This window comes from Amycolatopsis sp. lyj-108 (genome assembly GCF_046549005.1).
GTDB lineage: Bacteria > Actinomycetota > Actinomycetes > Mycobacteriales > Pseudonocardiaceae > Amycolatopsis.
This window is the reverse complement of sequence record NZ_JAJPWQ010000001.1, coordinates 499,510-518,691: the sequence shown is the minus strand read 5'-3', so window position 1 is coordinate 518,691 and position 19,182 is coordinate 499,510. Positions and strand designations below refer to the sequence as shown.

Below are 19,182 nucleotides of genomic sequence, written 5' to 3'. Positions count from 1 at the left end.
CCTTGCCCGCTGACATACCGCTCAGTATGTTGGGAGGACTCCCGAACCCGCGAGGTGCTTCATGACCACGGCGCACGTGACCTGCCCGCTCTGCGAAGCCACCTGCGGGCTGGAGGTGACGATCGACGAGAAGAGCCTGGTCACCCGCGTGCAGGGGGACCGCGAGGACGTCTTCTCGCAGGGCTACATCTGCCCGAAGGGCGCTTCGCTCGGCGCACTGCACCACGACCCGGACAGGCTCACCGCACCACTGGTGAAACGCGACGGCGAGTTCGTCGAAGTCACCTGGGACGAGGCGTTCGCCGAGATCGACCGGCGGCTCCGGCCGATCATCGACGAGTACGGCAAGAACGCCGTCGCGGTGTACTCCGGCAACCCGACGGTGCACAACGCGGCGCTGGTGCTCTACGGCCGCGTGTTCTTCAAAGCCTTGGGCACCAAGAACTTCTACACCGCGACCACGGTCGACCAGATGCCGAAGCACTTCTCCTCCGGCTACCTCTTCGGTGACCCGCAGGCCATTCCCGTCGCCGACCTCGACCGCACCGGACACCTGCTCATCCTGGGCGCGAACCCGTTGGTGTCCAACGGAAGCCTGATGACCGCGGCCGACACCAGGGGCAGGCTGCGCGGGATCCAGAAGCGCGGCGGCAAGATCGTCGTCCTCGATCCGCGCCGCACCCGGACCGCCCAGCTCGCCGACGAACACCACGCGATCCGGCCCGGCACCGACGCGTTGTTCCTGTTCGCGCTGGTCAATGTCCTGTTCGCGGAGAACCGGGTCGATCCGGGAGAGCACGTCAACGGCGTCGACGAGGTTCGCGTGCTCGCGGAGCCGTTCACCCCGGAGGCGGTCGCGCCCGCGACCGGGCTCGACGCCGCCGAGATCCGCCGCATCGCACTCGAACTCGCGGACGCCGAGCGCGCCGCGGTGTACGGCCGGATGGGGACCACGACGCAGTCTTTCGGCACCATCGCGAGCTGGCTGGTCGATGTCGTCAACACGCTCACCGGCAACCTCGATCGCGAAGGCGGCGTGATGTTCCCGCTGCCCGCGCTCTGGCGGCCGCGCCGGTCTTCGCCGTTCACCAGCGGCCGCTGGACGAGCCGGGTGCGCGGGTATCCCGAGGTGCTCGGCGAACTGCCGGTGGCCACGCTCGCGGACGAGATCGAGACACCCGGCGAGGGCAGGGTGCGGGCGCTGGTGACCATCAGCGGCAACCCGGCGCTGAGCACGCCCAACTCCGCGCGGCTCACGGAAGCGTTGCGGCAACTGGACTTCATGGTCTCGCTCGACGTGTACCTCAACGAGACCACGCGGCACGCCGACGTCATCCTGCCCGGCCCGTCACCGCTGGAGCGGCCGCATTACGACGTCGCGCTGTACGCGCTCGCCGTGCGCAACGTCGCGAACTGGACTCCGCAGCCGCTCGAAACGGACCTGCCGCAGGAATGGGTGACCCTGCTGCGGATGGCCGGGATCGCCGCCGGCCAGGGCCCGGACGTCGACGTCGCCGCCTTCGACACGATGGTCGCCGGCGAAACGGCGCGGCGCACCGGCGTCGACCTGTCGCTCGCCGAAGGCCGCACGGGACCGGCGCGGATGATCGACCTGATGCTGCGCGGCGGACCGTACGGGCTGAAACTGGCGGACCTCGAAGCCGCCCCGCACGGCATCGACCTCGGCGCGCTGAAGCCGCGGTTGCCGGAGGTGCTCACCACCGCCAGCGGGAAGGTCGAGCTGGCTCCGGACGCGATCACGAAGGACGTTCCGCGGCTGCGAGCGGAGTTGGAAAAGACACCGGACGGCGGTCTGCTGCTGATCGGACGGCGGCACCTGAGCTCGAACAACTCGTGGATGCACAACCTGACACCGCTGGTCCGCGGCGGGAACCGGTGCACCGTCCAGGTTCACCCGGACGACGCGTCCCGGCTCGGGCTGACCGACGGCGGGCTCGCGTCGGTGACGTCGCGGGCGGGAAAGCTGGAAGCCCCGGTGGAGGTCACGGCCGACGTCCGGCCCGGCGTGGTGAGCATGCCGCACGGCTGGGGTCACGACGTCGACGGCACGCGCACGCGGGTCGCGGCCGCGCACGCCGGGGTCAACTCGAACCTGGTCGCCGACGAGACCCTGCTCGACGTCCCGTCCGGAACCGCCGTGCTCAACGGCATCCCCGTCGAGGTCGCCCCCGTCTAGCCCCCCGCAATTAGTCACCTACTTGCGGCCGGTGACTCGCGCTTGATCGCCCGCGGAAGAGCCGCAAGTAGGTGACTAATTGCGGGGGTTCGGGTCACCAGGCTTGAGACAGGTCGGCGTGCTGCCGGATCCAGGCGTGCATGACGATCCCGGCGGCGACGCCGGCGTTGATCGAGCGGGTCGTGCCGAACTGCGCGATCGAGACGACCAGCGCGGCCGTCTTCTGCGCCTCGGCCGACAGACCCGGCCCTTCCTGGCCGAACAGCAGGACGCAGTCACGCGGCAGTTCGGCGGTCTCGACGGGCTGCGAGCCGGGGGTGTTGTCGACGGCGACCACGGCGAGCCCCTCCGTCGCGGCGAAGGTCAGCAGCCCGTTGACGTCCTCGTGGTGGAGAAGGTGCTGGTAGCGGTCGGTCACCATGGCGCCGCGCCGGTTCCAGCGCCGCCGCCCGACGATGTGCACCGCGGCCGCGGCGAACGCGTTCGCCGTCCGGACCACGGTGCCGATGTTGTGGTCGTGCTGGAAGTTCTCGATCGCCACGTGGAACGGGTGCCGACGGCTGTCCACATCGGACACGATGGCCTCGCGCCGCCAGTAGCGGTACGGGTCGACGACGTTGCGCCGGTCGCCGTTCGCCAGGAGTTCCGGGTCGTAGCGCTCGTCCGAGGGCCACTCGCCCTCCCACGGACCGACGCCGATCTCTTCCTTCGCCACCCATTCGGTGGGACCGGCTTCTTCCTCAGTCACTCGGTGATTGTCACTCAGCCCATGCTGACGCGGTGCGCCGGTGCTTCCCCGTCGTGGTGGCGGTGCCGCCAGCGCTGGACCGTGCCGACGTAGGAGATGATCACCGTCGCCATCGCGATCACGACGACGATCGGCAGCGACGAGCGCGGGAACACGGTGTCGTACAGGTAGTAGGCGTTGAAGCCGCCGGGCAGGTCGCCGAGCCCCTGCTGGTGCCGGAAGTAGTTCTCGGCCGCCGTCAGCGGGCAAGGCCACGGGAAGACGTTGACGAGGACCCCCCATGCGGCGAAGAACACATGCACGAAGATCACCTTCGGCCACCGCCACGCGAGAAAACCACCGAATCCGATGAACAACAGCGCGAAAATGTGCACCGCGACTGTCACGTTCGCCAGGAAACCCGCCACCTCAAGCCCCCTTTCACACCCCTACCTGGGACGTTACCCCTCTCGTATTGAGAAACGCTCACGAAAAAACGGGGCATCCTCCGTTCGCACGGAGGATGCCCCGTTCGGGACGCTTTACTCAGGACAGACCGAGGTCGTCCTTGTTCAGAATGTAACGGTATTCGAGGCCTTCCTTCTCGATGGCCTCGCGCGCTCCGGTGTCCCTGTCGACGACGGTCGCGACGCCGACCACGTTCGCTCCGGCCTCGCGCAGCGCTTCGACGGCGGTGAGCACGCTGCCGCCGGTGGTCGAGGTGTCCTCGACGGCCAGCACGCGCTGCCCGAGCACCTCGACGCCTTCGATCCGGCGCTGCATGCCGTGCGCCTTGGCGCCCTTGCGGACGACGAACGCGTCGAGCACGACACCGTCGGTGGCCGCGGAGTGCAGCATGGCCAGCGCCACCGGGTCCGCGCCGAGGGTCAGGCCGCCGGCGGCGACGTAGTCCCAGTCATGCGTGAGCTGGCGGAGCAGCTTCCCGATGAGCGGGGCGGCCGCGTGATGCAGCGTCGCCCGCCGGAGGTCGATGTAGTAGTCGGCTTCCTTGCCGGAGGACAAGGTGACCTTGCCGTGCACGACGGAGAGTTCGCCGACCAGTCTCGCCAGTTCGAGTTTCGCCGCTTGATCAACACCGGGGTACGCCACGGCCGAGAGTCTTACACACGGCTCGTGGCGCACCACCGGGGTGTTTCCCGCAGTGCGCTCAGTCACTGCCGGACGTCGCGGCGTCCACGGCCTGCCCGCGGGTCGCCAGCCAGGCCGGGACCAGGGTCGCCACCAGCGCGAGCGCCGCCGCGAGCCCGATGATGGACAGGTAGATCAGCGGGGAGCCCATCGGCAGCAGGGAATCGGTCGCCACCAGGCAGAACGGGACGATCGAGCCCGCCGCGACGACGGTGCCGAGCACGATCCCGAGCAGCGCGACGAGCCCGCCTTCGTAGCCGGCCATCCGCAGCACCTGCGCCCTGGTCGAGCCGGCGAGCCGCTGGAGGCCGAACTCGCGGCGCCGCCGCACCGTCGCCATCACCAGCGTGTTGGCCACCGAAATCACCGTGTAGGCGATGATCATCCCGACCAGCAGGTAGTTCACCCACGCGCCGACGGCCTGGTCCTTCGCGTGCGCCGCGACGAGCGCGTCCCGGTCGCCGACGGACACCGGCTGCCCGGCCGTCGCCTCGCGAAGCCGTTCGGTGAGCGCCGCCGGATCGACGTCCGGGGTGGCGCGGACCAGCATCTGCGGGGCGAGCCCGGCGGTGGTGTGCGGGGCCAGCAGCCCGGCCGGGAGTAGCAGGCTCTCGAAACCGCGGCGCTGGCTGGTCACCGCGACGACCTTGACGTCGACCGGGGTGCCGTCGCCGAGCCGCAGGCTCAGCTTGTCGCCGACGCCGCGGCCGAAGTCCTTCGCGAAGGCCTCGGGGAGCGCGACGGTCATCCCGGTCAACGCCTTCAGGTCGCCCTGGGTCACCTTGGTGTCGGTGGTCGCGGCCGCGCCGGAGGCGGTGAGACCGATCGCCGGACGGCCCTCGTCGGAGGAGTCGTACGGCTCCTCGAGGAACACGCTGCTGGTGACGTACTCGGACGCTCCGGCGACCCCGGGCACGGCCTGGATCCGCTGGACGAGGTCCGGGGACAGCCCGCCCGCCGCGGAAGCGATCACGGCGTCGGCGCGGACGTCTTCGGTGAACGCCTGGTTCGCCAGTTCCTCCTGGGTGGTCTGCAGGTAGATGTTCGCGGTCGCAATCCCGACGGCGAGCATGATCGGGGTGACCGCGCCTGCCGCCCGGACGATGCCGGCCCGGGTGTTGAGCACGGCGAGGTGCCCGGCGATCCCGCCGAACAGGCGCATCGGCCACTGCAGGATCGCCGTCATCACCTTGGCGACGCCGGGAGTGATCATCGCGACGCCGAGCGCCCAGAGGATCACCGCGGGTCCGGCGGTGCTGGCCGCGATCGGGCCGGTCATCACCGCGACGGTCACGATGGCCAGCGCGGTGCCGCCGCCGAAGCAGAGGGCTGCGAACACGACCCGCGTCGGGGTCAGCCAGCGGCGGGTCACCGCGGCCTCGGCGAGCGCCTCGGTCGGCCGGATCTTCCCGGCGCGGCGGCCCGCGAAGAAGGCGGCGATGAACACCGCGAGCATCGCGGCGCCCGCACCGACGACGGCGGGCAGCCAGCCTTGGTAGAACTGCAGAACCCCGGGCACCACACCGTTTTCGACGAGCTGCCCGAACAGCCACTCGCCGAGGAACGGGCCGAGGACGGCGGCGAGCGCGGTGGCGAGGAGGCCGACGGCCAGCGCTTCGCCGAGCACCATGCGCCGGAGCTGGCGCGGGGTCGTGCCGATCGCCCGCATCAACGCGAGTTCGCGCGAACGCTGCTGGGTGGACAGGCTGAGCGTGCTGGCGACGACGAACATCGCGACCATCACCGAAAGCCCACCGGACACCGCGGCGATGACGATCAGGTTGGCCCCGCTCGAATCGGCCTCGGGGAACTCCGCGACACCGCGGTCGATCCCGCTCAGGACGTTCGCCCCGGTAGCGACCTCGGCGACCTTCGCCCGCACCGCTTCGAGGTCGGCGCCAGGGTCGGTGAAGACGCCGATGACGTCGGCCTTGCCGGGGTACCCGGAGAGCCGGGCGGCATCGGCGGCGGAGAAGAACATGGCGGCCTGCGTGATCGAACGCGGCGCACCGGCCACGCCCGACACCCGGAAGCCTTCGATCTCGCCGTGGGCGGCGACGTCGATCCGGTCGCCGGGTTTGAAACCGGACGTCGACTCGACAACGACCTCGCCCGCGGCGGGCGCGACCCCGTCGGCCAGCGTGTACGGGGTCAGCGTGGCGGAGTCCCAAGCGTGGCCGAGGGCGGGCTTGCCGCCCGCCGCGAGCGGGAAGCTCACTTCACCGACGACGTCCGAGACACCGGGGACGGACCGCAGCCGGGAAACCAGCCCGTCGTCGAGCCGGACACGCTCGGGGAGTCGCGCGTCCTCGAATTTGCGCTTGTCATCGGCTTCGAGGGAGGCGGGGTCCGCCTTGGGCAGTGCGAAGGTCTGGCCGCCGGTGACGACGATCGGCGCGGCGGCGAGGCGCTGGGGTTCCGCGTTGCTGCGGATCCCGGTCTCCATCAGGCCACCGCAGGAGGCGACGATCAGCGCGCCGAAGAAGACGGCGATGAAGGTGCCGATGAATCCGCCCTTGCGCAGGCGCAGGGTCCGGAAGGCGAGTCGCAGCATCACGCACCGGACCTGACCTGGCTGCCCCAGGCACCCAGGTGGATCATGCGTTCGGCGACGACGTCCGCCGTCGGCGCGTGCAGTTCGTCCGCGATCCGGCCGTCGGCGAGGAAGATGACGCGGTCGGCGTAGGAGGCGGCCATCGGATCGTGGGTCACCATGATCACCGTCTGGCCGGTCGTCCGGACCGAATCGCGCAGCAGCGCGAGGACTTCGGCGGCGGTGCGGGTGTCGAGCGCGCCGGTCGGCTCGTCGGCGAAGACCACCGCGGGCCGGGTGACCAGTGCCCGCGCGATCGCGACGCGCTGCGCCTGCCCACCGGAGAGTTCACCGGGAAAGTGCTTGCGGCGGCCGGAAAGCCCGACGCGGGTCAGCATCTCCTCGACGACCCGTCGGTCCGGCTTGGCGCCGGCGAGCTGCTGAGGGAGCGTGACGTTCTGCTCGACCGTCAGCGCCGGGAGCAGGTTGAAGGCCTGGAAGATGAACCCGACCCGGTCGCGGCGCAGCTTCGTCAGCTTCGTTTCGTTCATCCCGGCCAGTTCCTGCCCGTCGAGTACGACGGACCCCGACGTCGGGCGGTCCAGCCCGGCCGCGCAGTGCAGGAAGGTGCTCTTGCCCGAACCCGAGGGGCCCATCACCGCGGTGAAACCGCCGCGCGGGAACGCCAGCGTCACCCCGTCCAGGGCGACGACGCCCTTGCCGTATTCCTTGCGGACGCCGTCGAGCCGGACCGCGTCACCGTTCCACCCAGTGTTCATGGGGAAAACCTTAGGAATTCCCGGCCGGACACACCCTGGTGCGAACGTGCGTCTCCTTGGTGGGGCGGGCCCTACCTCACCGCACCGGTCCTGGCGTCGACGTTGACGTCGTGCTCGATCCCTTTGCCGTCGCGGAGCTCCACTTCCCAGACGAGGGTGCCGTCGGCGGCGTAGTCGACCTCCATCTCGTCGAGGTCGCCCGGCTGACGTTGCTGCGCGGCCTGGAGCGCCTTGACCGCGTCGACAGCCGCCTGCTCGACCTTCGCCAAGTCGTCGCTCGGCTTGGCGGCCTGTTGCTTGCCGAGGACCTGGCCGCCGTCCGGGCTCACGCGCACCTTGTATTCCTGCCCGTGCGACGCGACCTTGATCTCCCACCCGTCGTTCGCGGGCTCCACGTCGAACACCCGTCCGTCGGGCAAAGCGCCCGCCGCCGCTTGGATCGCCTTCACCGGCTGGGCTTCGACCGGCCCCGATGCCGCCGGGGCGGGTGCCTGTTCGGTGGAACAGGCGGCCAGCGTCAGCGCCACCGCGATGACAAGAAGTGATGACTTCATGATCCACGCGTACCCGCCCGGCAGGGGCTCGAACCGTCTTCCGCGGGAGGACAATGTGGGGTGATGCTCTCCAACGGACAAGGCTGGCTCCAGATCGGTGAGCTGACGACGGCGTTCGCGCTGTCGGCGGCGATCGGACTGGAACGGCAGCTCAGGGGCAAGAGCGCCGGACTGCGGACGCAGACCATCGTGGGCACCGCGTCCGCGCTGATCCTTTTGGTCAGTAAGTACGGTTTCGGCGATATCCTCGCGACCGGGCAGGTGGTACTCGACCCGTCACGGATCGCCGCGCAGATCGTCTCCGGTGTCGGTTTCCTCGGCGCCGGGCTGATCATCACCAGACAGGGCGCGATCCGGGGACTCACCACGGCCGCCGCCGTCTGGGAGACCGCGGCCATCGGCATGGCGGCGGGCGCCGGATTACTGCTGCTGGCCGTCGTGGTGACGGCCATGCATTTCGTGGTGGTGCTCGGTTTCACCCGGCTGACCGCACGACTTCCCTGCGGATCGCCGACGACCGCGACGGCGAAGTAACGGTGACGCTCGACCTCACCGGCCCCGATGCCACCGCCGCCCCCACCGTGCTCGCCGGGGCCGACGGCGTGCGGTCGATCGAAACCGCGGACGACGACTAGGCCGTGGACTCTGCGATGAAGGACTGACCGGCGGACGGGTATCGGCCTCTTCGGCGAGTCGGAGCGGGTCGCGAAGACCGCGAACACGACTTGCAGGACAGCGCCTAAGTACGGCCCTTGCCGCCGAAACCGCCGCCGAGCTTCCGCAGTACCGCGCGCGGCAGCAGCCCGCCGACCGCGACGAGTGCCTTGTACTGCAGGCTCGGCACCGAGATCACCTTGCCGCGGCGCAGATCCGCGAGCGCCTCGTCCACGACTTGGTCGACGCCGAGCCAGAACGCCTTCGGACCGGGTTTGGCCAGTCCGGCCCGCTCGTGGAACTCCGTGGTGGTGAACCCGGGGCAGAGCGCCATCATGCGGATGTTCTTCGGCAGCGAGGCCGCGATGCCCTCGGTGAACGAGGTGACCCAGTTCTTGCTGGCCGTGTACGTCGAACCGCGGCCACTGAAGAAGCCCGCGACCGAGCTGACATTGATGATCGCGCCTTCGCCGCGGTCGATCATCCCCGGCAGCGCCGCGCGGGTGAGCCGCAGGACGGCGGTGACGTTGACGTCGAGCTGACGTTGCAGCGCGTCCGGCGGGATGGTCCAGAAATCGCCGTTGAGCCCGAAGCCCGCGTTGTTCACCAAGAGGTCCACCGGCTCTTCGGCCAGCCGTGTCTCGACCAGCGCACGTCCGTCCACTTCGGACAGATCGGCGGGCAGGACGACGACGTCGACGCCGTGCGCATCGACCAGTTCCGCGGCGAAGCTCTCCAGCCGGTCGACGTCGCGAGCGACGAGCACGAGGTCGTACGCCTCGGCGGCGAGCGTGCGCGCGAACTGCGCGCCGATGCCGGCGGTGGCGCCGGTGATCAGTGCGGTCTGGGTCATGTCGCCGAACCTACTCCTCGGTCGGGTTCGGCGGAGAGTGCCTGGAGGGGCGAGTGTGGGGGTCACCCACCGTGGGGATTTGACGTGCAACCGCTCAAGTCGGGAAGTATCGTCCGGCCCCATGGGGAAGCACAGCAGGCGCAAGCCGAGCTACCTGCCCAAAGTCGCGGCCGGCGCGGCACCGCTGGCCTTGTTGTTCGCCGGTCCGGCCACCGCACTAGCCGCCCAGACCGATCCGTCGATCCCGCTTCCACTCGATCACCAGCGCGAAGGCACCCTCGATCGCAGTGTCGGCTTCACCAGCGAAGGCGACACGTCCGTCTTCCGCGGTTTCCTGACCAACACCGAACGGGACGTCTTCAGCAAGGACGTCGGCGACGTCAAAGCCGTCGCGGACGTCCGCCGGTCGGTGAGCGAGACCGTCGAGACCCGCGAAGGTGTCACGGCGCGTCCGGACAAGGTCGGCGTGCTCGCCGCGGCGAAGACCACTGAGGCCGTCAAGCAGGGCCAGCGGGAAGCGGTGAAGCTCGACCGCTACGGCAGTGTCGTCGCCGGGAACGAGACCGAACTCGAGCGGACCGGCACCCGGTTGACCGAGGCCACGCTCACCGGCGTCCCCACCCTTGTTTCCGAGGACAGCCGCGGTCTCCGCGCGGCCGAGGGGACTTATCACGCCGTCCGGCCGCTGCCCGGGGTCGGCGTGATCAACGAGACGGAGCAGCACGTCGGCGGCGGCCTCGACCGGGCCCTGCGGCTCGACGGCGGCTTCTCCGGTGACCTCGGCGGCGTGCTGGAGGCGGGCCGGTCTTCCGGGCACGCCGTCGATGTCGGCGAACTCGCCGCCGTCGGGACGACGTCGGCGCAGCACGGCAACGGCCGGTTCAAGGGTCTCCTGCCGCTGGACGTCGGGTCGGGTACCGGCTTCGGCCAGGAACACGCGCTCGGCGGCACCATCGGCCCGTCGTCCGGGCTGGTGACCACCGGGCAGGACCTGGAGCTGGCGCAGCACGGCGCCGGGCTCACCGGCGCCGGTTCGCACCGGATCAGCGGAGACCTCGGCATCGGCGACACGGCGTCCGTCCGCGGCTCCACGACGACGACCCTGCGCGGAGTCCTGCCGACCACCGATCCCGCGCAGGCGGGGCGGGTGACGCAGTCCGGGACGCTCGATCCGACCGTGCTCGGTCAGTCGTGGCACACCGGCGCGACCGCCGGAGCGCTCCCGTTGGAACTCGAGCGTTCCTAGCTCTGCGGCTCGATGTCGTCGGCGGCTTCGGCCTGCCAGTGGCGGCCCGGGGTCGAGGCGTTGTCGTACTCCTCGTCGAACGGGTCGACGATGTCGGCGATCTCGCCGAGGTCGCGCAGCAGCCGCTCGAGCCGCGACGGTCCGGCGTTCGGGGCGACGCTCGCGAGCACCCACTCGTTCTCCAGCCACGCCACACCGACGTCGCCGCCGAGCGAATCGGCCGCGTCGACGAGGTCCTGCGTGATCACCTTGCGGGCGCCCTCGGAGTCGTCGGCGAAGGCGTAGCGCTGGCCGATCGGGCCGAGCATCTCGGGCATGTCCTGGCGCTGGAACGGCACGCTGGACAGCCACATCTCCAGCGGCACCTCGTGCACACGGTTGCACCGGACGGCGACCACGACCGCCGGGATCTGGCCCTCGGTCTCGATGTCGAAGATGAAGACCGGGCGCCGCCCGTCGGAGGTGAAGGTGGACCCGGCCACGACGTTGACCGCCAGCTGCGCGCCGAAGTACCCGATCGCGCCGTTGGACCACTGCCGCGGCAACCGCTCGTCCTCTTCGACGAACTGCCAGCCGCGCAGCTCGGCCCAGCGCATTCGCTCGCGATTACGCGAGCCCTCCTTCGCCCGGTCGGCCGCGAGCAGCGCCAGCCCCGCCACCAAGGCGACGGCGGCGATGACGAACCAGATCCACGCCGGAATACCCACGCCGGTCAGGGTATCCCCCTGCCCTCACCGGATGTGATCGCCGGGCGCCGTGTCGCGCCACCCCTTTCGGTGCCGCGCCCCGAAGACCGGCCGAAACGTCGACAAATCGCTGTGTCGCCAATGCCAGGAAAGGTCCTTTCCTGGCGAATTTCGCAAGGAAAGGACCTTTCCTGGCGTTCGGCGGGTGACCGATCCGCGTCAGTCCACCCGAGTGACCGTGAGCGCGTCCGACGCCTCCTGTGCCGGGATGTCGACCCGGACCGTGTCGCCGTCCCGGATCTCACCGGCCAGCAGCTGTTTCGCCAGCTTGTCGCCGATCGCCGACTGCACCAGCCGCCGCAGCGGCCGCGCGCCGTAGATCGGGTCGAAGCCGTTCAGCGCGAGCCACTCGCGGGCCCCGGCGGTGACGTCCAGCGTCAGGCGCCGCCGCGAAAGCCGGGTGGCGAGCCGATCGATCTGGATGTCCACAATGGACGTCAGCTCGTCGGTGCCGAGCGCGTGGAAGACCACGATGTCGTCCAGCCGGTTCAGGAACTCCGGTTTGAACTGCCGCTGCACCACCGACATCACCGCGTCGTTGCGCTGACGCTCGTCGAGCGCCGGGTCGGCGATGGCCTGCGAACCGAGGTTCGAGGTCAGCACCAGGATCGTGTTGCGGAAGTCCACCGTGCGGCCTTGGCCGTCGGTGAGCCGTCCGTCGTCGAGCACCTGCAGGAGCACGTCGAACACGTCCGGGTGCGCCTTCTCGACCTCGTCCAGCAGCACCACCGAATACGGCCGCCTGCGCACCGACTCGGTCAGCTGCCCGCCCTGGTCGTAACCGACGTAGCCAGGAGGCGCCCCGACCAGGCGCGCCACCGAATGCTTCTCGGCGTACTCGCTCATGTCGATCCGCAGCATCGCGCGCTCGTCGTCGAACAGGAACTCGGCCAGCGCCTTCGCCAGCTCGGTCTTGCCGACGCCGGTCGGGCCGAGGAACAGGAACGAACCGGTCGGCCGGTCGGGGTCGGCGACGCCTGCCCGGGTGCGGCGCACCGCGTCCGAGACGACCTGCACGGCCTCCTTCTGCCCGACGACACGCTTGCCGAGCTCCTCCTCCATCCGGAGCAGCTTGCCCGTCTCGCCCTCCAGCAGCCGCCCGGCCGGGATGCCGGTCCACGCGCTGACCACGTCCGCGACGTCGTCCGCGCCGACCTCTTCCTTGAGCATGACGTTCTGCTGGCTGACCTCGCTGGCGGCGATCGCGGCCTCGAACTCCTTCTCCAGCGCGGGAATCCGGCCGTAGCGGAGTTCGGCGGCCTTGCCGAGGTCGCCGTCGCGTTCGGCGCGTTCGGACTCGCCGCGCAGCTGCTCCAGCTGCCCCTTGAGGTCGCGGACGCGTTCGATGGAGCCCTTCTCGTTCTGCCAGCGCGCCGTCAGCGCGGTCAGCGTCTCGCGCTTTTCGGCCAGCTCCGAGCGCAGCACGGCGAGCCGGTCCTTGGAGGCGGCATCGTCCTCTTTGGACAGTGCCATCTCCTCGATCTCCATCCGCCGCACGGCGCGCTCGACCTCGTCGATCTCGACCGGCCGCGAGTCGATCTCCATGCGGAGCTTCGACGCGGCCTCGTCGACAAGGTCGATCGCCTTGTCCGGCAGGAACCGGGCGGTGATGTAGCGGTCGGACAGGGTCGCGGCGGCGACCAGCGCGGCATCGGTGATGCGCACCCCGTGGTGCACCTCGTACCGCTCCTTGAGCCCGCGCAGGATACCGATGGTGTCCTCTGTGGACGGTTCGCCGACCAGTACCTGCTGGAAGCGCCGCTCCAGCGCGGCGTCCTTCTCGATGTGCTGCCGGTACTCGTCGAGCGTGGTCGCGCCGACCATCCGCAGCTCACCGCGCGCGAGCATCGGCTTGATCATGTTGCCCGCGTCCATCGCTCCCTCGCCGGTCGCGCCGGCGCCGACGATGGTGTGCAGCTCGTCGATGAAGGTGACGACCTCGCCCGCGGAGTCGGTGATCTCCTTGAGCACGGCCTTCAGCCGCTCCTCGAACTCGCCGCGGAACTTGGCCCCGGCGACCATCGAGCCGAGGTCCAGCGCCACCACTCGCTTGCCGCGCAGCGATTCCGGCACGTCACCGGCGACGATGCGCTGGGCGAGCCCTTCGACGATGGCCGTCTTGCCGACGCCGGGTTCGCCGATGAGCACCGGGTTGTTCTTGGTGCGGCGCGAGAGCACCTGCACCACGCGGCGGATCTCGGTGTCGCGGCCGATCACCGGGTCCAGCTCGCCGGCGCGGGCGCGTTCGGTCAGGTCGACGCCGTACTTCTCCAGCGCTTTGAAGGTGCTCTCCGGATCCGGGCTGGTGATCCGCGCGGAGCCGCGCACCTTGGCGAACGCGTCACGCAACGCGTCCGGGGTGGCGCCGTGCCGTTTGAGCAGGTCGGCCACCGGGCCGCCCTCGGTGGCGAGGCCGACGAGGAGGTGCTCCGTCGAGACGTACTCGTCGCCGAGTTCGGTCGCGAGCTTCTGCGCGTGCGTCAGCGCCTTGACCGCGTGCGCGTCGAACTGCGGGCTCGACACGGTCGCGCCGGTCGCCGACGGCAGCGCCGCGATCAGCGGCTCCAGCTCCTTGTGCACCTGCTCCGGATCGGCCCCGACCGCGGTCAGCAGCGGGGCGGTGAGCCCCTCACCCTGCGCCAGCAGGGCGCCGAGCAGATGCGCGGCCGCCACGTGCGGGTTGCCCGCCATGGTGGCCGCCTGCGCCGCCGACGAGATCGCCTGCTGGGTCTTCGTGGTCGGGTTGAAAGCGTCCATCCCTCACCTCGTACTAGGTCCTGCGTAAGTCCGTCGACCGGTACAACGTCAGAAAAGTTGAGTCTGTTCCGCTCAACTTGAGAAAATTCAGCCTCCGGTCGGCGAGACGGCCTCCGCCGGCAGACGCGGGCCCACCCGGCCGAGGCCGACGACGGCCGTGCAGGCGCACGCGGCCACGAGCACCCACGGGATCCAGACTGCCACGGAGAACAGCGCGACGACGGCCGGAGCGATCACCGCGGCGAGCGTGAACGCGTACTGGAACGCCGCCAGATACCGGCCTCGCGCCTCCGGCGGTGCCGCGGCTTCGGCCAGCGCCCCGGATCGCGGGCCGAACGCGAGATCGCCCGCGGCCAGCACGAGGGTCGCGCCGAGCAGGTAAACCGGCTGGAAGACCTTCGGCACGAACACCACCAGGAGACACGCCAGGCACCACACCGCGAACAACGCCGAGCCCGCGCGCATCGCGGCGATCCGGGTCAGCCTCCGGGTGAGCCGCAACCCGACGACTCCACCCAGACTGGTGACGACGGTGAGCAGCGCGATGATCGCGCCGGGAAGCCACCGCGGGCCCTGCAGGGCGTTGAAGATGTACACCGGCATCCCGATGAGGAAGAAGTCCATCGTGAGCGCGAAGAGTCCGCTGAACACGATGAGCGCCAGGTACGGGCGGTTCCGCCAGACCCGCGCGGGCCCCGAGCGGCGCGGCAAATGCCGCGGGACCGGCGCGACCAGCGTCGAGAGGATGGCCGCGGCGACGACGAAGGTCGCGACGTCGACCATCACGGCGACGTACAGGCCGTCGCGCCCGATCCACACCAGCAGTCCGGCCGCCGCGAGCCCACCCAGCCCGAAGCCCGCGGAGCGGACCATCGCGGCTTCGGCGAACGGCCGGTCCTTCGGCCCTTCGCCCGCGACGTCGGCGATGAGCGAGAACTGGGAGCTGTAGAACAGCTGCTGCCCGGCCGCGAGCATGACGGACGCGCCGACGACCCCGGCGAAACCGTCGGCCAGCAGGAAAGCGCTCGCTCCCGCGGCCTGGAGAACGTGGGAGCAGATCATCACCGTCCGCGGGCCGATCAGGTCGACGATGCGCCCGGCGAGTGCGGGGACGAGCAGACCGGCGAACGCACCGAGAGTGACCGCCGCCCCCGCCTGGGCGAGGGGCAAACCCACCACACGGATGACGAAGACCAGCCCGAGCGGAAGGAAAAGTCCCGAGCCGAAGTTGTCGATTCCCAAGGCGACCAGCAACGCGACCCTGCTCCGCACAACATCGACGCTACCGGCGTGACAGCCAGGCGAAAGGTCCGTTCAGTCAAGACCGGCGGGTAGTAATGGCACCCATCAAACGTCGCACGTCTGCACCGACAAGGCCGCGCGGAGGTCGGCGTTCATCTCGGCGAGGCGAGTGGTCAGGCCGAGGACCTTTTCGTCGTCCCAGTCACCGAGCGCACGCTCCATGAACTGCAGATAACCGGCCCGCCTGCGACCCAGTTCCTCGCGTCCGCGTTCGGAGATGCTGATGATCGACGCGCGGCCGTCCTCGGGCGCGGGGCGGCGGTCGACCATCCCCGCCGCGGACAGCTGGGAGATTTGACGGCTTACGACCGAAAGGTCCACAAAGCGTCGTTTGGCCAATTCCGAGGGGCGCGCCTCGCCGTGCTTCGCCAGGTCCGACAACAGCATCGCGGCCGCCGGATGCAGACCGGGCTCGTCCTGCCAGGCCTGCATGATCCAGGCGTGCTGCAGCTGGGAGGCGGCCTTCAACTCACGCATCAACTCGACCCTGGCGTCGTCTGCGGAGCTCATCGGTGCCTCCCGGCTACTTGTACAGTACAACTTTATTCGGCGACGCTTGCGTAAGACAACTGTTTACCTCGTGAGATCCCCCACTGCCGACCGGTTTCGAGTACACCCGTCCGGAGCAACGATGCAGGCAAAAGGGCTCTAGGCGGCTAGTCTCGCGAGCGAGCCGGAACCAGCCGACCGGCCCGAAAGCCACTGACCGGAGAGGTGAATGACCCGTGAATTCTTCTCCAGTGGACCCTCGTTCGTGAACCTGGGGAACTGTCTTCCGGTATGCGCTTCCCGATCAGCGACTCCCAGCCCGTGACGGCCGACGCGGTCAGTCCGGTGCCGCGTTCCTCGGCACCGAGGGAAGCGCCGCCCGCGGTCACCGCGATGGTGCGGCTCATCCGGGACACCTGGGCGAAGTCGGAGCCCTTCATCCCGGAGATCTCGCAGTTCTTCTACGGGATGCTGTTCACCCTCGCGCCCGCCACCCGCGACTTCTTCCCGATCAACATGGAGGTCCAGCGCGGCAGGCTGGTGCGCGCGCTGGTCCACATCGTGCAGATGGTCGACCGGCCGGACGACCTGGTGCCGTTCCTGACCCAGCTCGGCCGCGACCACCGCAAGTTCGGCGTCATCCCCCGGCATTACGAGGCCGTCGGCACCGCGCTGCTCGCCTCGCTCAAGAACCATCTGGGTCCGGACTGGACACCGGAGGTCGAGCGGGCCTGGGCGGAGGCGTTCACCATCGTCGCCCGCGCGATGCAGGAGGCCGCCGCGGCCGACGTCAACCCGGCGTCGTGGTCGGCGACCGTACTCGAACACCGGCGGCTCACCTGGGATCTCGCCCTGGTCCGCGTCCAGCCCGAATTCCCGGTGCCGTACCAGCCCGGTCAGTACATGAGCGTCGAAGTCCCGCAGCGGCCGAGGCTCTGGCGCTACCTGTCGCCGGCGAACGCGCCGCGCGAAGACGGCGGCATCGAGTTCCACGTGCGCGCGGTCGACGGCGGCTGGGTGTCCCGCGCGATCGTGAGCCACACGCAGCCGGGCGACGTCTGGCGGCTGGGGCCGCCGCTCGGCAGGCTTTCGGTCGACCGCACCGACGGTCGCGGCGTCCTGATGATCGCGGGCGGCACCGGCATCGCGCCGCTGCGCGCCATTCTGGACGACCTCGCGCAATGGGGCGAGAACCCGAAGGTCCAGTTGTTCTACGGCGGACCGTCGCGTGAGGACCTTTACGACCTCGACGAGTTGCGTGCCCTCGCGTCCACCAACCCCTGGCTCACCGTGACCCCGGTGGTCGAGCACGGTGAAGAAGCCCCCGGCTGCGTCCAGGGCACGCTCGCGGAAGCCGTTACCCAGAACGGATCCTGGCCAGGGCACCGCATCCTCGTCGCCGGTTCGCCCGCGATGATCCGGGCGACGGTGTCCCGGATGCTGGTCGCGGGCAGCGCGCTCGACCAGATCGCGTACGACCCGTTCACCATCGACTAGGCACTGTCGAAACCGATTCCACAATGGTGGATCATTCGCCGGGTTCGTGTCGTTACGTGACGCGGTAATCACGGAGAAAAAGCCACCCGATCGGCGGATCACGCCATCCTGTCGAACTGGCGAAAACCACTGGTGAGCAAGGGAAACCCAGCCTGCTTGATCACCTTTACTTAGTGCCAGACGGTGTTGACCGCGCGTATATCGTTTGCTCCGTTCGAGCGGGAAACAACCATTAGCGGATCCTTTTGCGACTTCCGGGCATACAGTCGGGAACCCTCGGGGGGAACACGAGCAAGATGACATCGGGTCTGGAGAATATGCCCGATCCAACTGGAGAAAATCGTTCACCCATGACTGCCGAAACAGTGAAATACGAGCATCCACCGAGTTCGTCGAGATCCTCGCCGATTCCCGTTCCGCCCCTGGTCGAAACACCCGCGGCGGACAAGACCGTCCGGATGGCCAAGCTCATCCGGGAAAGTTTCGCCGCCGTCGAAACGAAGGCAGAGGAGCTGTCCCAGTACTTTTACGGGGCGCTCTTCACCGTCGCACCGGACGCGCGGGCGTTGTTCCCGATCAACATGGCCACCCAGCGAAATCGTTTGCTGCGCGCGCTCGTCTACGTCGTGCAGATGGTGGACCGGCCGGACGAACTGGCCACTTTCCTCGGCCAACTCGGCCGGGACCACCGGAAGTTCGACGTCCTCGGCCGCCATTACGACGCCGTCGGTGTCGCACTGATCGCCGCGCTGAAAAGATTCTCGAAGGACGACTGGACGCCCGAGGTGGAAGACGCCTGGGTCACCGCGTACGGCGTCATTTCGAAGAGCATGCGCGAGGCCGCCGGCAAGGAAGTCGGGCCGGCGTGGTGGAAGGCGACCGTCGTCGAGCACCGGCTCGCCTCCCGTGACGTCGCCGTCATCAAGGTGCGCACGAACCAGCCGCTCCCGTACCGGGCCGGCGGCTACGTCAGCGTCGAAGTCCCGCAGCGCCCGCGGATGTGGCGCTACTTCTCGCCCGCCACCGCGCCGCACGACGACGGGACGATGGAGTTCCACGTGCACGCCGTGCGCGGCGGCTGGGTCTCGCGCGCGATCGTCCACCACACCCGGCCCGGCGACGTCTGGCGTATCGGCCCGTCGCTCGGCGCGCTTTCGGTGCACCACACGGAAAACCGTCCGCTGCTGATGGTCGGCGGTGGCACCGGTGTCGCGCCGCTGCTCGCCCTGCTCGACGACATGTCGCGCTGGAAGCACAACCCGCCGGTGCACCTGTTCTTCGGCGGCCGGAAGCCGGAAGACCTCTACGCCCTCGACGAGCTCCGCGGGCTGACCGTCACCTGCCCTTGGCTGACGGTGACCCCGGTGACCGAGGAAGGCACCGTCACCGGCGGTGACCGCGGCACGCTGGCCACGGCGGTCACGCAGCGCGGCGGCTGGAAGGACCGCGACGTCTACGTCGCCGGGTCGCCTTCGATGATCCGCGCGACGATCGCGAAACTGCTCGCCGCAGGCACGGACCTGGCGCGGATCAAGTACGACCCCTTCACTCTGGACTGAGCAGGCACTCCGTTCGTATTAGGCCGATCGGCTGTACCACTTGGGCTCGACGCAGCAGTAGGTCAGTGAATCATTGACCACGGTCACCGGCGGATTTATGGTCTAGACCACATTGCTCCCCCTCACGGGAACACCGTCGT

The 19,182-nt window shown here is 69.5% G+C and carries 16 protein-coding genes; 5 read left to right on the top strand and 11 right to left on the bottom strand.

What is annotated here, in order from left to right; all coding sequences use genetic code 11:
- Positions 1–61: 61 nt before the first annotated feature.
- Positions 62–2,197 carry a molybdopterin-dependent oxidoreductase gene (locus tag ACLJO0_RS02515; RefSeq protein ID WP_410576376.1) on the top strand — a complete coding sequence of 712 codons (2,136 nt, stop codon included), beginning with the start codon at positions 62–64 and terminating at the stop codon, positions 2,195–2,197.
- 94 nt (positions 2,198–2,291) lie between these two features.
- Here the strand turns inward: ACLJO0_RS02515 and ACLJO0_RS02510 are convergent, their stop codons facing one another.
- The 6 genes from ACLJO0_RS02510 to ACLJO0_RS02485 form a co-directional block, all read right to left on the bottom strand.
- Positions 2,292–2,945 carry a TrmH family RNA methyltransferase gene (locus ACLJO0_RS02510; protein WP_410576375.1) on the bottom strand — a complete coding sequence of 218 codons (654 nt, stop codon included), beginning with the start codon at positions 2,943–2,945 and terminating at the stop codon, positions 2,292–2,294.
- Positions 2,946–2,959: 14 nt separating this feature from the next.
- A complete protein-coding gene (locus tag ACLJO0_RS02505; RefSeq protein WP_125790871.1) occupies positions 2,960–3,352 on the bottom strand; it encodes a DUF2784 domain-containing protein in 393 nt (130 codons plus the stop codon).
- 118 nt (positions 3,353–3,470) lie between these two features.
- Entirely contained in the window at positions 3,471–4,034 is a 564-nt protein-coding gene (pyrE, locus tag ACLJO0_RS02500) for an orotate phosphoribosyltransferase (protein WP_396554175.1), read from the bottom strand.
- A gap of 58 nt (positions 4,035–4,092) precedes the next feature.
- Positions 4,093–6,627, bottom strand: a complete 2,535-nt coding sequence (locus tag ACLJO0_RS02495; RefSeq protein ID WP_410576953.1) for an FtsX-like permease family protein — start codon at positions 6,625–6,627, stop codon at positions 4,093–4,095.
- Positions 6,627–7,385: an ABC transporter ATP-binding protein gene (locus tag ACLJO0_RS02490; protein ID WP_410576374.1), complete on the bottom strand. Its 759-nt coding sequence runs from the start codon at positions 7,383–7,385 to the stop codon at positions 6,627–6,629. Before ACLJO0_RS02490 ends, ACLJO0_RS02495 begins: the two co-directional genes overlap by 1 nt.
- 71 nt (positions 7,386–7,456) lie before the next feature.
- Positions 7,457–7,939, bottom strand: coding sequence for a PepSY domain-containing protein (locus ACLJO0_RS02485; RefSeq protein ID WP_410576373.1), 483 nt, complete (start codon positions 7,937–7,939; stop codon positions 7,457–7,459).
- A 63-nt stretch (positions 7,940–8,002) separates the two neighbouring features.
- On the opposite strand from ACLJO0_RS02485, the gene ACLJO0_RS02480 reads away from it, so the two are divergent.
- On the top strand, positions 8,003–8,473 hold the full coding sequence (locus ACLJO0_RS02480; protein WP_410576372.1) for an MgtC/SapB family protein: 471 nt from the start codon (positions 8,003–8,005) through the stop codon (positions 8,471–8,473).
- Positions 8,474–8,678: 205 nt separating this feature from the next.
- Here ACLJO0_RS02480 and ACLJO0_RS02475 read toward each other — a convergent pair whose 3' ends face one another.
- Complete coding sequence (locus tag ACLJO0_RS02475) at positions 8,679–9,446, bottom strand: SDR family NAD(P)-dependent oxidoreductase (RefSeq protein WP_125790866.1); 768 nt, start codon at positions 9,444–9,446, stop codon at positions 8,679–8,681.
- Between the two features lie 121 nt (positions 9,447–9,567).
- On the opposite strand from ACLJO0_RS02475, the gene ACLJO0_RS02470 reads away from it, so the two are divergent.
- Positions 9,568–10,692, top strand: coding sequence for a hypothetical protein (locus tag ACLJO0_RS02470; RefSeq protein WP_410576371.1), 1,125 nt, complete (start codon positions 9,568–9,570; stop codon positions 10,690–10,692).
- Here ACLJO0_RS02470 and ACLJO0_RS02465 read toward each other — a convergent pair.
- The 4 genes from ACLJO0_RS02465 to ACLJO0_RS02450 all read right to left on the bottom strand — a co-directional run bounded on the left by ACLJO0_RS02465 (position 10,689) and on the right by ACLJO0_RS02450 (position 16,007).
- Positions 10,689–11,399, bottom strand: a complete 711-nt coding sequence (locus tag ACLJO0_RS02465; RefSeq protein WP_125784786.1) for a hypothetical protein — start codon at positions 11,397–11,399, stop codon at positions 10,689–10,691. The genes ACLJO0_RS02470 and ACLJO0_RS02465 overlap by 4 nt on opposite strands.
- A gap of 198 nt (positions 11,400–11,597) precedes the next feature.
- On the bottom strand, positions 11,598–14,195 hold the full coding sequence (gene clpB / locus ACLJO0_RS02460) for an ATP-dependent chaperone ClpB (protein ID WP_125797722.1): 2,598 nt from the start codon (positions 14,193–14,195) through the stop codon (positions 11,598–11,600).
- A gap of 87 nt (positions 14,196–14,282) precedes the next feature.
- Complete coding sequence (locus tag ACLJO0_RS02455) at positions 14,283–15,467, bottom strand: MFS transporter (protein WP_410576370.1); 1,185 nt, start codon at positions 15,465–15,467, stop codon at positions 14,283–14,285.
- 75 nt (positions 15,468–15,542) lie between these two features.
- Positions 15,543–16,007, bottom strand: coding sequence for a MarR family winged helix-turn-helix transcriptional regulator (locus ACLJO0_RS02450; protein WP_410576369.1), 465 nt, complete (start codon positions 16,005–16,007; stop codon positions 15,543–15,545).
- Between the two features lie 270 nt (positions 16,008–16,277).
- On the opposite strand from ACLJO0_RS02450, the gene ACLJO0_RS02445 reads away from it, so the two are divergent.
- Both ACLJO0_RS02445 and ACLJO0_RS02440 read left to right on the top strand, forming a co-directional pair.
- Positions 16,278–17,483 (top strand): globin domain-containing protein, encoded by a 1,206-nt coding sequence (locus tag ACLJO0_RS02445; RefSeq protein ID WP_410576368.1) that lies wholly within the window; start codon positions 16,278–16,280, stop codon positions 17,481–17,483.
- A 458-nt stretch (positions 17,484–17,941) separates the two neighbouring features.
- Positions 17,942–19,042, top strand: coding sequence for a globin domain-containing protein (locus ACLJO0_RS02440; protein ID WP_410576952.1), 1,101 nt, complete (start codon positions 17,942–17,944; stop codon positions 19,040–19,042).
- Positions 19,043–19,182: the final 140 nt, after the last annotated feature.

Bases quoted from the DNA above. Each gene is read 5' to 3' on its own strand.
- ACLJO0_RS02450 (WP_410576369.1), bottom strand. From the start codon at position 16,007: ATGAGCTCCGCAGACGACGCCAGGGTCGAGTTGATGCGTGAGTTGAAG.
- ACLJO0_RS02445 (WP_410576368.1), top strand. From the start codon at position 16,278: ATGCGCTTCCCGATCAGCGACTCCCAGCCCGTGACGGCCGACGCGGTC.
- ACLJO0_RS02495 (WP_410576953.1), bottom strand. From the start codon at position 6,627: ATGCTGCGACTCGCCTTCCGGACCCTGCGCCTGCGCAAGGGCGGATTC.
- ACLJO0_RS02440 (WP_410576952.1), top strand. From the start codon at position 17,942: ATGGCCAAGCTCATCCGGGAAAGTTTCGCCGCCGTCGAAACGAAGGCA.
- ACLJO0_RS02475 (WP_125790866.1), bottom strand. From the start codon at position 9,446: ATGACCCAGACCGCACTGATCACCGGCGCCACCGCCGGCATCGGCGCG.
- ACLJO0_RS02515 (WP_410576376.1), top strand. From the start codon at position 62: ATGACCACGGCGCACGTGACCTGCCCGCTCTGCGAAGCCACCTGCGGG.
- ACLJO0_RS02485 (WP_410576373.1), bottom strand. From the start codon at position 7,939: ATGAAGTCATCACTTCTTGTCATCGCGGTGGCGCTGACGCTGGCCGCC.
- clpB (WP_125797722.1), bottom strand. From the start codon at position 14,195: ATGGACGCTTTCAACCCGACCACGAAGACCCAGCAGGCGATCTCGTCG.
- ACLJO0_RS02490 (WP_410576374.1), bottom strand. From the start codon at position 7,385: ATGAACACTGGGTGGAACGGTGACGCGGTCCGGCTCGACGGCGTCCGC.
- ACLJO0_RS02470 (WP_410576371.1), top strand. From the start codon at position 9,568: ATGGGGAAGCACAGCAGGCGCAAGCCGAGCTACCTGCCCAAAGTCGCG.
- ACLJO0_RS02480 (WP_410576372.1), top strand. From the start codon at position 8,003: ATGCTCTCCAACGGACAAGGCTGGCTCCAGATCGGTGAGCTGACGACG.